Source organism: Streptomyces sp. Qhu_M48 (genome assembly GCF_051305195.1).
GTDB lineage: Bacteria > Actinomycetota > Actinomycetes > Streptomycetales > Streptomycetaceae > Streptomyces.
The window spans coordinates 4560771-4574718 of the sequence record NZ_CP195432.1 but is presented as its reverse complement, the minus strand read 5'-3'; the positions used below and the strand labels follow the sequence as shown (position 1 = coordinate 4574718).

The window sequence follows — 13948 nt, the reverse complement described above, 5'->3', positions numbered from 1 at the left end:
AGCACTGCGCCCGCTCCCTCGTAACCCGCGGCGGACCCGGCGACCACCTTCCGCCCATCCTCACAGGTCACGCCGGGGCCGACCCTTCCGGCCCGGTTCAGCGCCCGGCCGCGCCGGGTCAGTGCCCGGCCGTGTGCCGGTACGGGTCCCGGGTCAGTGCCCGGCCGTGTACCGGTACGCGTGCAGGTTCAGCGCCCGGCCGCGCCCCGGTACGGGCTCAGCGCGGCCCGGCCGCGGGGTGAGGGGTCGCGTGCGTCCGGAGCTCCCGCTCCGCCACCGTGCGGAAGTCGTTCGGCGGGCGGCCGGTGAGGCGCTGGACGGTGTCGGTGGTGCGGTCCTCGGCGACCTGGGCGATGGCCCGGTCCATCTCGGCCAGCAGGATCGCGAACTCCAGCGGCATCACCGCGGCCGGCCGGTCGCGGCGACGGAGTCGTGGCCGAGCGCCTCGGGACCGGTCAGGACCAGGTCGGTGTCGGGCGCGCGCTCGTCCGTCAGGGCGTGCGCGGCGACGGCGGCGATGTCGTCGGCGACGACGAAGCCGACCCTGCCGTCGCCGGCCGCCGTCCGGATGGTCCCTTCCTCACGGATGCTGTCGGCGTGGGCGTGCGCGCCGGTGAAGTTCTGCGTGAACCAGGACGGCCGCAGCACCGCCCACTCGTCGAACAGCCCGGGCAGGGCACGGTGCACCGCACCCACCTGGCACGTCCGGGGCCGGTCACCCCTCGGCGGCCACGGGGGAGAGGGGGCGCTCGAAGAAGGTCTCCAGGACCACCGTGGCCTGGGTCCCGCTCACCCCGTCGACGGCGTAGATCCGCCGCAGCACGTCCTGCAGTTGCTCGGTGGTCGCGGTCCTGACCTTCACCAGGACCGAGGCGCTGCCGGCGATGACGTGGGCCTCCAGGATCTCGGGGATCGCGGCGAAGTCCGCCGCGGAGTCGCCCATCCAGGAGGTCGAGTCGACCATCACGTAGGCCAGGACGGCGCTGCCCACCGCCGCCGGGTCCACGTCGGCCATGGTCCGCCGGATGACCCCGCGCTCCCGCAGCTTCCGCACGCGCTCGTGCGCGGCGCCCGCGGACAGGCCGACGGCCTTGCCGAGGGCGGCGTAGGGCTGGGTGGCGTCCAGCTGGAGTTGAGCCAGCAGCAGCCGATCGAGGTGATCCACGACTCTCCATTCGCCAAGATCTCGTATGGACCGTATCCCATTCTGCAATGATCACATCTGGCAGGATCGTGTTCGGCAGGCGAGGGTTACGGGAAGGGAAGCGTATGACGACCGACGAGGGCCCCGGGCTGTACGAGATGTTCGACGAGCGGTTCCGTACCGGACGGTGCATGAACGGCGACGAGGCGCTGGAGGTCCTGTACACCGGCTGCCGCTGGGCCGAGGGGCCGATCTACCTCCCCGCCTGGCGGCAGCTGATCTGGAGCGACATACCCAACGACCGGATGCTCCGCTGGGACGAGGAGACGGGCGCCGTCAGCGTCTTCCGCCGCTCCGCCGGCCACACCAACGGCAACACCCTCGACCGCCAGGGCCGGCTGATCACCTGTGAGCAGGGCAACCGACGGGTGACCCGCACCGAACACGACGGCACCGTCACCGTGCTGGCGGACCGGTGGAACGGCAGGCGACTGAACAGCCCGAACGACGCGGCCGTGAAGTCCGACGGTTCGATCTGGTTCTCCGACCCGGACTTCGGCATCACCAGCGACTACGAGGGGTATCGCGCGGAGAGCGAGATCGGCTCCAACAACGTCTACCGCGTCGATCCCGCCACCGGCGAGGTGCGGCTGGTCGCCGACTGCTTCGCCGCGCCGAACGGGCTGGTCTTCTCGCAGGACGAGCGCCGGCTGTACGTCTCCGACACCAGGGCGGGCTTCATCCGCGTCTTCGACGTACGCGAGGACGGCACCCTGTCCGAGGGCAAGGTCTTCGCCGACGCGTCCGCCCGCGAGAAGGCCCGTTTCGACAACCTCCGCTTCGACGACGGCGGTCGGCTCTGGGCCGCCGCGATGAACGACGGGGTGCACTGTTACGACCCCGACGGCACCCTGATCGGCCGGCTCCACGTCCCCGAGGCGGTGGCCAACATCTCCTGGGGCGGCGCCAAGCGCAACCGCCTCTTCATCACCGCGGAGACCAGCCTCTACTCGGTGGTCATGGGTGCCACCGGCACTCACCCGACCGGACCGGGCCACCGGCCCTGGCCGCCCGCGACACCCCGCTGACCACCATTTCCAGGGCTTCCGGGCGCCTGAGGTGCCAGGCGCCCGGGGTCAAGGAGGCGCACTCCCCGTACACCGGTATTCGTTCGCGTGTTCGGTTCATGGACTACGCTGGACCCATGACCGCAGCACGACCCGCTCTGCCCGGACTCCAGGGCTCCCTGTTCGACCAGGGCGACGACATCCGCCTGGGCCCGCTGGACGGGCTCCGGCGGACGGTGCTGGACGGCGGTGCCTGGATCGACCACCTTCCCGGCTGGCTGCACGGCGCCGACGCGCTGTTCGAGGAGCTGGTCGACCGGGTGCCCTGGCGGGCCGAAGAGCGGCCGATGTACGACACCGTCGTCGCCGTCCCCCGGCTCCTGGCCCACTACGGCGAGGGCGTCCCCCTCCCACACCCGGTTCTCACCGAGGCCCGGTCCACCCTCGGCTCCCACTACGCCCCCGAACTGGGCGAACCCTTCACCACCGCCGGCCTCTGCCTCTACCGCGACGGCCGCGACAGCGTCGCCTGGCACGGCGACCGGACCGGCCGTTCCGCCACCCACGACACGATGGTCGCCATCCTCTCCCTCGGCGACCCCCGCGACCTCGCCTTCCGTCCGCGCTCCGGCGGCCCGACGGCCCTCCGCCTGCCGCTCGGCCATGGCGACCTGGTGGTGATGGGCGGCTCCTGCCAGCGCACCTGGGAACACGCCGTGCCCAAGACGAGCCGCGCGGTCGGCCCCCGCGTCAGTGTCCAGTTCCGCCCTCGCGGGGTGCTCTGAGACCTGACACGGGGGCCGCCACAGCTGGATCGGCGTGCCGTCGGCGGTGGACGCGGCGGGGAGTCGAGGCACTTCCCGGCATGTGGGCGAGGGGCGGCGCGAGCGGGGCGACTGCCGCACTGACGAGTGGCGAGCGGCAAGAGGTGAGCGACGGACGGCGGCGGACGGCGGGAACGGCGCGTGCCCCGGCGAAGGTCGCCGGGGCACGCGGGCAGCGCGTCGCTCAGTCCTCCGGGACCTTCTCCGTGACCCGGGTCCCCGGGTGGGCCAGCGCGCACAGGAAGGCGACGGCCAGGGCGATCGACATGCCGTAGAAGACCCACTGGTTCGCCTCGGCGAAGTCCATGCGGATCGCGTCGCCCGCACCCCGCAGCGCCTCGGCCACGGGCCCGTCGCCCGACGGGCCCTGACCGTCCGGGTGGCCGGTGACCGCCTCCGCGACCTTCCCGGCCGTCGCCTCCGCCTCGGCCTGCGACAGGCCGCGTGCCTGGAGGGTGGCGGTGATCTTGTCCGTGGAGACATGGGCGAGGACCGTGCTGAAGACGGCCATGCCGATGGCTGCCGCGTAGTTGCGGATCGTCTGGGTGATGCCGGTGACCTCGCCGTACGACGCGCCGATGGAGCGGTTGACGGCGTCGGTGGAGGCGGGGGCGAGGAGGAAGCCGATGCCGGCGCCCGCCATCGCCGCGTACGGCCACTGGTCGTGCATCGACAGGTCGGTCAGCTTCTGCGCCCAGAGGTAGAAGCCCACCGCGCCGAGCGCGCAGCCGATCTTCATGGCCGGGCGGGCGCCCCGCTTGTCGAGGATCTTGCCGCCCCACTGGGAGGCGATCGCGAAGCCGATGAAGAAGTACAGCAGGAACAGCGCGGCCTGGTTCGGCGAGGCGCTCAACGACACCTGGGCGTACACGGACGAGAAGAAGAACACCGGCACGAAGGCGAGCATCGCGAAGAACAGCACCAGACTGTCGACCGTGAAGGCCCGGTCCCGGAAGACTTCGAAGTCGATCAGCGGGTGCGTGGTGCGCCGCTCGTAGCCGAAGAACAGCACCAGGACCACCAGACCGCCCACGACGCACGCCCAGGTCGCGACGTCGCCCCAGCCCCAGGACGACGCCTGCTGGAAGCCCAGCACGCTCAGCCCCATGCCGACGGCGACGAGCACGGCGCCGACGACGTCCAGTCGCTCGTGGCGGCGGCTCTCGGGGATCCGGGCGAGCACGGTGAGCACGATCGCGACGACGGCGACCGGCACGTTGACCCAGAAGATCGACCGCCAGGTCCACGCGGTCAGCCATCCGCCCAACAGGGGACCCACGGCGGTCAGCGCGCCGGACAGCCCGAAGAAGAGGGCGAGGGCCCGGCCGCGCCGCTCGACGGGGAAGACGGCGATGACCACGGCCAGCGCCGCCGGGAACATCAGCGCGGCGCCCAGACCCTGGGTGGAACGGAAGATGATCAGCCACGTCACTGCGAGGTCACCCGAGGGCACGCAGCCGCACAGCACCGACGAGATGACGAAGACCAGCGTGCCGATCAGCATGATCCGCCGGTGTCCGAACAGGTCGGAGAGCCGCCCGCCGAGTGCGAAGAACGCGGCGAGGGAGAGCAGATAGGCGTTGACGACCCACTGCATGCCGGAGGCGGAGAGGCCCAGTTCGTCCGTGATGCTCGGGGCGGCGATCGACACGATCGTCTGGTCGATGAACGTCATCGACACCGCGAAGAGCATGGCCGCGAGCGCCAGCTTCTGGCGGGGCGCCCGCGAGACGGCGGCGCCGGACGGCGTGATCGGCCCGGACGGCGCGGGTGTGGGGTTACCAGCCATGTACGGATGATCGCCCCGCGCCCCCCGACGTGCATGCCGAGCCCGCCACCCGGGGGCCGGTCCGCAGCTCCCGCCGTCCGGCCGTGGACGCGACGAGCCGACGGGCCGACGGGCCGACGGGCCGACGGGCCGACGAGCCGACGAGCCGACGAGCCGACGGGCCGACGGGCCGATGGGCTGCCCGGGACGGCGCGCCGCCTCGCGCGGCGGGCCCGGGACCGTGGAACCTCCCCGGGAGCCGGGGCGCGGCGCGCGGACGCCTCCGCACCGGCCCCGTACTCCTCAGCCCTCCCCGGACGCCCTCCGGGTCGCCCGCGCCAGCTCCGCACGCAGGGCGCCGAACGGCGCGGCGCCGCGCAGCGCCGCGACATCGACCCGTGAGCCCCGGGGCAGCGGTACGGCGACCTCGTCGACCACCCGCCCCGGGCCCGCTGCCATGACCATGACGCGGGAGCCGAGGAGCACCGCCTCCTCGGCGGAATGGGTGACGAAGACGACGGTCGTACCGGTGACCGCCGCCAGCGTGCGGACCTCCTCCTGCAGCCGTTCGCGGGTCAGGGCGTCGAGCGCCGCGAACGGCTCGTCCATCAGCAGGATCTGCGGCTCGGTGGCCAGGGCGCGCGCGATGGCCACGCGCTGCTGCTGCCCGCCCGACAGCTCCCACGTGCGGCGGCGCGCCATGCCGGGCAGACCGACCAGTTCCAGGAGCTCCTCGGCGCGCCCGGCCCGCTCGGCCCGCGGAACCCCGTGCCCGGCCAGGGCGAAGGCGAGGTTGCCGCCCACGGTGCGCCACGGGAAGAGCCGGGGCTGCTGGAAGACGACACCGGTCTTCCGGCTCACACGGACCGTTCCCGAGGCCGGCCGCTCGAAGCCCGCGACGAGGCGGAGCAGAGTCGTCTTGCCGCACCCCGAAGGACCGACCAGGACGACGAACTCACCGGGTGCGACGGTCAGCGACACGTCCTCGACGGCTGTCACCGGGGCCTTCGCGGTGCCGTAGCGGACGCTCACGCCGACGAGTTCGACGTCCGGCTCCGATGCGGTGCCGACCGCCGCCGTCGGCGCGGACTCCTCACCGGGACGGCGCGCGCCGTCGGCGGCTGGGGCATCGCCGGCGGTCTCCGTCGTCGCGGAGGGTTCGGAGGCATCGGCGGTCTCGGCGGTACCGGTCGTCTCGGCGGTCTCGGCGGTCTCGGCGGTCTCCGTCGCTCCGGCACCCGTGGTGCTGCCCCGCACGTCAGCCGGTGACACGGGACAGCTCCTCGACCGCGAGCGCCTTCTCGAACACCGTCAGGTCGGGCACGGCGTCGACGGCCTTCTGGCCCTTCAGGAACTCCGCGGCGTCCCGCAGGTTCCCCGCCAGCGCCCCGGGCGCGCCCGGCGTGCCCAGGTAGGCCGGTGCCCGCTGCTCCTTCGCCGTCAGCAGGACCAGCTGCGCGAGCTGCTTCCGGGCCTCCTCGGGCTTCAGGTTGAGCTCCGCGCCGATGGAGGCGGCCGCCTTCGCCGGGTCGCTCTTCGCGAGCTTGACCGCCTGGTCCTCCGCCGACAGCCAGGCGTCGACGGCCTCCGGGTGCCGCTCGGCGAACGCGTTCGTCACGATGCCCAGGTCGGCGGTGGGCTTCCCCTGAGCACCGATCTGACGACTGGTGACCAGGACCTTCCCGTCCTTCTGTAGCTCGGTGAGGCTGGGCGTCCACACGTAGGCGGCGTCGATGTCGCCGCGCTGCCAGGCGGCCAGCGCGTCCTGCGGCTGGAGGTCGATCAGGTTCACGTCCGAGGCCTTGAGGCCGGCGGACTCGAGCGCGGCGAGGAGCGAGTAGTGCGCGGTGGACCCGAACGGCGCGGCGATCTTCCGGCCCTTCAGGGCCTGCACGGATCCGAACTCCTTCCTCGCGACCAGCGCCTCGTTGTCGCCGATCACATCGTGGATCCAGAGGACCTTGTACGGGATGTCCAGGGGCGCGGACAGCCCCTTGGTGACGGGGCTGGAGCCGATCAGGCCCAGGTCCACCGACCCGGCGATCACGGCGGTGTTCACGTCGCCGCCCGAGTCGAACTTGACCCAGCGGATCTCGGCCTCGGGCAGCGCCTTCTCCAGCAGGCGCTGGTTCTTGACGACCAGGTCGGCGTTGGGGATGGCCTGGTAGGCGATGCGTATCCGGAGCTTGCCCTTGCCGTTCCCGTCGTCCGTGGCCCCGCCGCCGCAAGCGGTCACGGCCAGGGCGAGCAGTGCGGTGGCGGTCGCGGTGACGACGGTGCGGCGGGGGTGCAGGGGCATGGGACTTCTTCCTTGGCTGTGAGAACGGGAGACGGTGGAGTGGTGGAACGGGCGGACAGGGGCCGGATGGACCGGGCGGGGAGGGTGGCGCGGGCCGGCAGGGTGGACAGCGTCGGCAGGGTGGACCGGGCCTGATGGGCGGCGCGGTGGGGAGCGGCGGGGCCGTGAGCGTCAGAGGGCCGGATCGGCCGGCCGGTCAGACGCGCCCCCGCCACGGAACAGCGGCACGCTCGACCCCCTTGAACAGTGCGTCGAGGACGATTCCCGAGAGCCCGATCGCCAGCAGGCCGGCGATGACGAGATCGGTCTGGTTGTAGCGCTGGGCGTCGCGGATCATGCCGCCTATGCCGGGCACGCCGTTGATCGTCTCGGCTGCGACGACCGAGGTGTACGCGATGCCGACCGCGATGCGTACGCCCGTGAGGATCTCCGGCAGCGAGGCCGGCAACCTGACCGAGAGCAGGACGGACACCGGCCCGGCCCCGAGGGCGTGGGCCGCCTCCACGAGATCGCCCGGCACACCCCGTACCGCCGCCGCGGTGGCCGCGGCGATCGGGGGCAGCGCGGCGATGACGAGCAGCCAGATCTTGGGGGCCTCGTCGATCCCGAACCAGATGACGAGGAGCGAGAGGTACGCCAGCGGGGGCAACGTCCGCAGGAAGGTGACGGCCGGCTCCAGGACGACCGCGAGCGGTCGGACCACGCCGATCAGCAGTCCGAGCGGTACGCCCACGAGCGTCGCGTACCCGGTGCCGATGCCGATCCGGCGCAGGGAGACGCCCAGGTGCTCCACGAGCAGATGGCCGCTGACACCCCGTACGCCGTCGTGGACGGTGGACGCGCGGAGGAAGGCCTGCCAGACGTCGCCGGGGGCCGGGACCAGGACGCGGGGCCACACCCCGGCCGCGACCACGGCCTGCCAGGCCGCGAGCAGGACGGCGAGTGCGAGGAGCCGCAGCGCCGTCCAGCGCAGTACGTCAGCGCCCCGCCGGGACGGGGACGGATGGGTGTCGGAGCGGGGCCTCCGGGTGGCGGCGGCCGCGGCCACCCCGTCGGGGTCCGTCGTCTTCCGCGCGGTGTGGTCGATGACGGTCACGCCGCCTCCCCGGCCGTGCCCGTACCCACGTGGGCGGAAGCGGAAGCGGCGGCGGACGCGGCGGCGAGGGCGCGCAGTCGGGGCGCGACCTCCTCGCCGACCCGGTAGGCCTCCTCCAGGTGCGGATAGCCCGAGAGGACGAACTCCTCGACGCCCAGCCGCCGGTACTCCCACAGGCGTGCGGCGACCTCGTCGTGCGAGCCGACCAGCGCGGTGCCCGCGCCTTCGCGGACGAGCCCGATCCCCGCCCACAGGTTCGGTGCGACGGTCAGGTGGTCGGCCGAACCGCCGTGCAGCGCGGTCATCCGGGCCTGACCGGTGGAGTCCATCCGGGCGAAGCGTTCCTGCGAGGCGCGTACCGCCTCCTGGTCGAGACCGGCGAGGATGCGGTCCGCCTCGCCCCACGCCTCCGCCGCGGTGTCGCGGCTGATGACGTGCAGCCGCAGGCCGAAGCGCGGGGCGCGGCCGAGCAGCGCCGCCTTCTCGCGCAGCCGGCCGATCCGTTCGGCTACGGCGGCCGGTGGTTCACCCCACAGGAGCTGGACGTCCGCGTGATGGGCCGCGACCTCCTCCGCGGCCGGTGACGCGCCACCGAAGTACAGGGGCACGGGCGCGGCGAGCGCCGGATCGTGGAGGCGGGCGCTCTCCACGTGCACGTGCCGACCCGTCAGATCGACCTGACGTCCTTCCAGCAACTCTCGTACCACCTGCATCAGTTCGCCGCTGCGCGCGTACCGCTCGTCCTTGGGAAGGGGGTCGCCGTACGCGCGCTGCTCGGCCGGGTCGCCGCCGGTGACGACGTTGAGTGCGATCCGGTCGCCGAACAGGCGCCGGAAGGTGTCGGCCTGCTGGGCGATCAGGGTCGGCTGGGACAGCCCGGCGCGGAAGGCGACGAGGAAGCCGATGCGTTCGGTGAGCGCCGCGAGCGCCGGAGTCAGGACCCATGGATCGACGCAGCCCAGACCGACCGGGGTCAGCAGCTTGGCGAATCCGGCCCGTTCGGCGGCGCGTGCGACCTGGGCCAGGTAGTCGACGTCCGCCAGGCGCCGGGTCGCGGCGGCGGTGCGTCCCTGAACGGCGGTGACACCGCCGGGGTCACGGCCGTCCCCGCCGGTGGGCAGGAACCAGTGCAGTACGGGCGCGGCGGACAGGGGCATGCTGAAGGCACCTCGCAGGAGTAGGGACGCGGACGTGTGCTGCCGCCGCACGGCGTGGGGCGGGGCGACGACGGGGGAGCCGAACCACCCGGCATGCGGACGGACGACGGGCGAGCCGGCCCACCCGGCGTGCGGAGAACGGCCGGCGGGGCGCTTCGGGACGTGGTCGTACCGGTCCCGGGCCGCGCCGGTACGGCGTACCGACGTGCGGGTGGGGAGGCGTGAAGGGCGATCAGGAGCCGGTGCCGGCACCGAGGGAGACGGTTGCCGCCGCCCCCCGCGCCGCCGCGCTCACGGCCGGTCCGCCAAAGACCGGGCCCGACGAAGGGACACCGGCCTCGGAGAGCCGAGCGGCGGAGCGGTTCAGTGCCTCAGGGCGAGACGGGGGAGCGCGGACCAAGGAGGGTCAGCGGCAGGCGGCGCGACAGCGGCCCGGCCGACACAGCATCCCGGCGACACGCATGAGGTCCACGTGTCGGCGGCGGACGAGGTCGGGGTACATGCCCGCATCCTGACGGCGGCGCCGTCCCACCGACAACTTCGTTCCATCATATGGACATACCGGTTCCGGATCCTGGACGGCGCCCGCGGAGAACACCGATATCCACTGGACAGGTCCGGACGCGGAAGGACAGCGTGGGGAGCATGCAGGAGAAGCTCTGGGACACCGAGACCGCTCAGCGTTACGACACGCCCGGGACCGGCATGTTCGCGCCGGCGGTCCTCGGACCGACCGTCGACCGACTCGCACGGCTCGCGGGGGAGGGAGCCGCGCTCGAGTTCGCCGTCGGGACCGGCCGGGTCGCGGTCCCGCTCGCCGAGCGAGGTGTGTCCGTCACCGGCATCGAGCTGTCCCGTCCCATGGTGCGGCAACTGCGCACCAAGGCCGACGAGACGAAGATCCCGGTGGTCTTCGGCGACATGGCGACGACCACCGCCCCCGGGACGTACAGCCTCGTCTACCTCGTCTACAACACGATCTCCAATCTCCTCACCCAGGCCGAGCAGGTCGCCTGCTTCCGCAACGCGGCCCGCCATCTCGAACCCGGCGGCCGGTTCGTGGTCGAGCTGTGGGTGCCCGAGCTGCGCAGCCTCCCGCCCGGGCGGACGGCCACCGTCTGGCAGTCCGATCCCGGATACATCGGCATGGACACGTACGACGTCCTGGACCAGCAGGTCGTGTCGCACCACTTCCACTTCGACGACGAGACCACCCAGGCCCGTCTCTTCCGCAGCCCGCACCGCTACATCTGGCCGGCCGAACTCGACCTCATGGCGCAACTGGCCGGGTTCGAGCGGGAGACGCGGCACGCCGACTGGGAGGGCACCCCCTTCACGGCCGACGCGAGGTCCCACGTCTCCGTGTACCGGCTGCCGGCCGCCTCGTAGGGGCGCCGGACTGTAGGCGCGTCGGGGGTCCGGGGGTCCGGGGGTCCGGGGGTCCGGAGGTCCGGAGGTCCGGAGGTCCGGAGGTCCGGATGAAGGGTGGTCCTACCATGAAGTCATGTCCATGAAGCCGTCACGGGTCGAACTGAGCCCGCTCACCCTCGCCGACCAGGACGAGTTCTGCTCGCTCGTCAGGGCCAGCGCCGAGCTCCACACGCCGTGGATGCAGCTGCCCACGACCGCGGAGGAGTTCCAGCGCTGGATGACCCGTTTCGAGGACGGCACCAACCGGGGCTTCCTGATCCGCGTCCGGGAGACCGGTGAGGCCGCCGGCGCGGTCAACATCAACTCGATCATCCGGGGCCGCTACCAGGGCGCGTCCCTCGGCTACGCGGCCTTCGCCCCGTCGGCGGCGCGGGGATACATGGTGGAGGGGCTCACCGCCGTCCTGCGGTACGCCTTCGACGACCTCCGGCTCCACCGGCTGGAGGCGAACATCCAGCCGGGGAACAAGGCGTCCTTGGCCGTGGTCCAGCGCCTGGGCTTCCGTTACGAAGGCCTCTCGCCCGCCTATCTCTTCATCGACGGAGCCTGGCGCGACCACGAGCGGTGGGCCGTCACCGCACCCTCTCCCTGGACGCCCGACCCGTCCCTTCCCGAGGTCTAGGCAGGGCATGGACCCTGACGTCCCGTAAGGGAGCCGAGGACATCGGCGGGCGCGTGGGCGGGCCGGGGCCGCGGTGGTGAGCGGCGTCGATGTCAGTGGTGCGCGCTAGCTTCGAGGTGTTCGGAAGTGTGTGCGAAGGGGTGGATTCGTGGGTGTCGAGCATGCGTTGAAGGTCGTCCTCGTCGACGTCAACGACGAGGTGGTGGCGGCCTGGCGGTCCGCGTTCGCGGACACGCCCGAGGTCGAGATCCGGCGGGGCTCCCTTCTGGACGTGGACGCCGACGCGTGGGTCTCCCCGACCAACGCGCGGGGCCGGATGGACGGCGGGGTGGACGCCGTCGTCAAGCGGCACCTCGGCGCCGGGATCCAGGTGCGGGTGCAGCGGGCGATACGCGAGCGGTTCGGCGGGAGCCTGCCGGTGGGCAGCGCGGTGTGTGTCCCGTCGGGCGCGGCCGTGCCGCGGTACCTGATCTCGACACCGACCATGCGCCAGTCCTCGCAGGACATCAGCGAGACCATGAACGTGGCGCTGGCGTGCGCGGCCGCGTTCCAGGCGGTGCATCTGCAGAACAGGGCGAAGCCCGGCAGCATCCGGTCGGTGGCGCTCGTCGGGATGGGCGCGCGGACGGGGCAGGTGCCCGCGCAGGTGTGCGCGAACCTCATGTGGACCGGATACGCCCTGTTCCACGATCACGGGTTCGCGGGCTACGACGAGCTGCGGGCCGCGGTGTGGGCGCAGCTCGCCGACATCGAGGGCGCGGGAGCGACACAGCGCGTGCGGATCGACGTACCGAAGCCGCCTGCTCCGGCCGCCGAGGCCGAGGCGAAGCCCGCGCAGGCGGCGGGGAGTGGCGTCGACGTTCCGGCGGCGGGCGGCGCGGCGGGTTCCCCGGCCGCGGATCCGCTGGGCCTGGCCGAGCTGTTCACCGGTGGCGGGGAGCCGTGGCTCCCCTTGCTGGGCCCGGTGATCGAGGCGCAGCCGGGGGCCGGGGACTTCATCGGACCGAAGCGCGGCCCGGAGGTCGTGCCGGTCCGTGAGCTGACGTTCCAGGCTCTGAAGCCGCATCCGCCGCACAAGTGGAAGGTGGTCGCCTTCGGGCAGAACCCGTATCCGCGCGCGGAGAGCGCGACCGGCATCGCGATGTTCGACAACACCTTCCACGACTGGAAGGACAGCCAGTTCGGACGGGTCGTCAGCGTTCGCTGCATCGTCAAGGCCGCCGCGATGTGGAAGTACGGCATCGCCAGGAAGACCCCGATCGCCGACGTCCGCGCCCTCCTGAAGAAGGAGGACACGGTCCAGCCGCCGGAGTGGTTCCAGGCGATGCTCACCCAGGGCGTACTGCTGCTGAACGCCTCTCTCACGGCGAGCGCGGACGGGGCGATGCCGACCGATCGGCACACGTCGTTCTGGCGCCCCGTGGCCGAGCAGATCGTCGAGGAGATCCTCCGGGCGAAGCAGGACGCCGACGAGGAGGACCGGGGTGTCGTGTTCGCCTGGTGGGGCGCGCACGCCCGGAGCCTGAAGCGTGTCGTGCAGCGGCTGGAGAAGAAGTACCCGGGTGTCGAGGTCCGGCACCTCGACCATGTGAATCCGGCGGCGCAGGGGGACGTCTTCTGCGAGGGGGACCACTTCGCCCAGGTGAACGACGCTCTGGCGGCGGTGGGTGCCGAGCCGGTCGACTGGTTGCCGCGCAAGGGCTGGGACGCGCGGGCGGCAGGGGCCGGAGGCTCGGACGGCGGGGTCGCGGAGCGGATGGGGGCGTTCATCGCGTCCACGATGGAACTGCACCAGCTGTATCTGGAGCGCCTCACCAGCGTCAAGGACGAGGGGCTCGTCCTTCCTCCCCTCACCGGGGTGTTCGACCTGCCGGTGTCGGACTTCCGCAAGGCCGTCGAGCCGGTGTCGCGGGTCCTCGCGCAGCTGGACCGGCACATCGAGCGGTCGAGCCGGTTCGGCGAGGCCAAGGTCGCCGACGCGGAGGCCGTGGGCGGGCCGGCCGGGACGGGGGAGATGGCCTACGGGGAGGGGCTGTCCGCCGACGCGATCGCGGCCCTGTACCTGTACACGTGCGAGTCGGCGTTCTACCGCGAGATCAACGCCGCGCTGCGCCACCCGGACCGTGAGCGGGTCGTGCCCTACCTGCCGTACCTGCGGCTGCTGTTCTCGGCCGTGGAGGCCCTTCCGGCGCAGACGCGTCCGCTGTGGCGCGGCGTGGCGCTGGACCTGCGCTCCCAGTACCCGGTGGGGCGGACCGTGGCGTGGTGGGGCGTGTCGTCGTGCACGTCCGAGCTGAGCGTGGCCAGGGCGTTCCTCGGAAGCCGTGGCAAGCGGACCCTGTTCGAGGTGACGCCGGCGCGGGCGGTGGGGATCCGCCGGTTCTCCGCGTTCACGGGCGAGGAGGAGTACATCCTGACCCCCGGCACCCAGCTGAAGGTGACGGAGGTGAAGGCCGAGCGCGGGGGCCTGTGCACCGTGCGGCTCACGGAGCTGGAGGGGCAGGGCCTGGTCTCCTAGCGGCTGCCCGCCGAGCCGGGGT

Annotated in this window: 10 protein-coding genes and 3 pseudogenes; 6 read left to right on the top strand and 7 right to left on the bottom strand. The window is 72.6% G+C overall.

All coding sequences use genetic code 11. The features are described from left to right. Positions 1-217 precede the first annotated feature (217 nt). Positions 218-696: pseudogene (locus tag ACRRSS_RS20800) on the bottom strand (ergot alkaloid biosynthesis protein); the annotation flags it as partial. Between the two features lie 19 nt (positions 697-715). Next, positions 716-1165, bottom strand: coding sequence for an Lrp/AsnC family transcriptional regulator (locus tag ACRRSS_RS20795; RefSeq protein ID WP_435972622.1), 450 nt, complete (start codon positions 1163-1165; stop codon positions 716-718). A 104-nt stretch (positions 1166-1269) separates the two neighbouring features. Here ACRRSS_RS20795 and ACRRSS_RS20790 point away from each other — a divergent pair, with 104 nt between their 5' ends. Then, on the top strand, positions 1270-2232 hold the full coding sequence (locus ACRRSS_RS20790; RefSeq protein ID WP_435972621.1) for an SMP-30/gluconolactonase/LRE family protein: 963 nt from the start codon (positions 1270-1272) through the stop codon (positions 2230-2232). A 116-nt stretch (positions 2233-2348) separates the two neighbouring features. Further along, positions 2349-2996, top strand: coding sequence for an alpha-ketoglutarate-dependent dioxygenase AlkB family protein (locus ACRRSS_RS20785; RefSeq protein WP_435972620.1), 648 nt, complete (start codon positions 2349-2351; stop codon positions 2994-2996). A gap of 223 nt (positions 2997-3219) precedes the next feature. Here the strand turns inward: ACRRSS_RS20785 and ACRRSS_RS20780 are convergent, their stop codons facing one another. From ACRRSS_RS20780 to ACRRSS_RS20760, 5 genes and pseudogenes are all read right to left on the bottom strand, one after another. After that, positions 3220-4824, bottom strand: coding sequence for an MFS transporter (locus ACRRSS_RS20780; protein ID WP_435972619.1), 1605 nt, complete (start codon positions 4822-4824; stop codon positions 3220-3222). Between the two features lie 282 nt (positions 4825-5106). After that, entirely contained in the window at positions 5107-5835 is a 729-nt protein-coding gene (locus ACRRSS_RS20775; protein ID WP_435975384.1) for an ABC transporter ATP-binding protein, read from the bottom strand. Positions 5836-6061: 226 nt separating this feature from the next. Continuing rightward, complete coding sequence (locus ACRRSS_RS20770; RefSeq protein ID WP_435972618.1) at positions 6062-7102, bottom strand: taurine ABC transporter substrate-binding protein; 1041 nt, start codon at positions 7100-7102, stop codon at positions 6062-6064. Between the two features lie 196 nt (positions 7103-7298). After that, positions 7299-8107 (bottom strand): annotated as a pseudogene (locus ACRRSS_RS20765) (ABC transporter permease); the annotation flags it as partial. 87 nt (positions 8108-8194) lie between these two features. Then, positions 8195-9355, bottom strand: coding sequence for an LLM class flavin-dependent oxidoreductase (locus ACRRSS_RS20760; protein WP_435972617.1), 1161 nt, complete (start codon positions 9353-9355; stop codon positions 8195-8197). A 645-nt stretch (positions 9356-10000) separates the two neighbouring features. Between ACRRSS_RS20760 and ACRRSS_RS20755 the strand changes: the two genes are divergently transcribed. The 4 genes and pseudogenes from ACRRSS_RS20755 to ACRRSS_RS20740 all read left to right on the top strand — a co-directional run bounded on the left by ACRRSS_RS20755 (position 10001) and on the right by ACRRSS_RS20740 (position 13926). Beyond that, positions 10001-10744, top strand: a complete 744-nt coding sequence (locus ACRRSS_RS20755; protein WP_435972616.1) for a class I SAM-dependent methyltransferase — start codon at positions 10001-10003, stop codon at positions 10742-10744. Between the two features lie 115 nt (positions 10745-10859). Then, positions 10860-11408 (top strand): GNAT family N-acetyltransferase, encoded by a 549-nt coding sequence (locus ACRRSS_RS20750; protein WP_435972615.1) that lies wholly within the window; start codon positions 10860-10862, stop codon positions 11406-11408. Between the two features lie 130 nt (positions 11409-11538). Then, positions 11539-12060 (top strand): annotated as a pseudogene (locus tag ACRRSS_RS20745) (macro domain-containing protein); the annotation flags it as partial. A gap of 252 nt (positions 12061-12312) precedes the next feature. Continuing rightward, on the top strand, positions 12313-13926 hold the full coding sequence (locus ACRRSS_RS20740; protein WP_435975383.1) for an ADP-ribosyltransferase domain-containing protein: 1614 nt from the start codon (positions 12313-12315) through the stop codon (positions 13924-13926). The last annotated feature ends 22 nt before the right edge of the window (positions 13927-13948 follow it).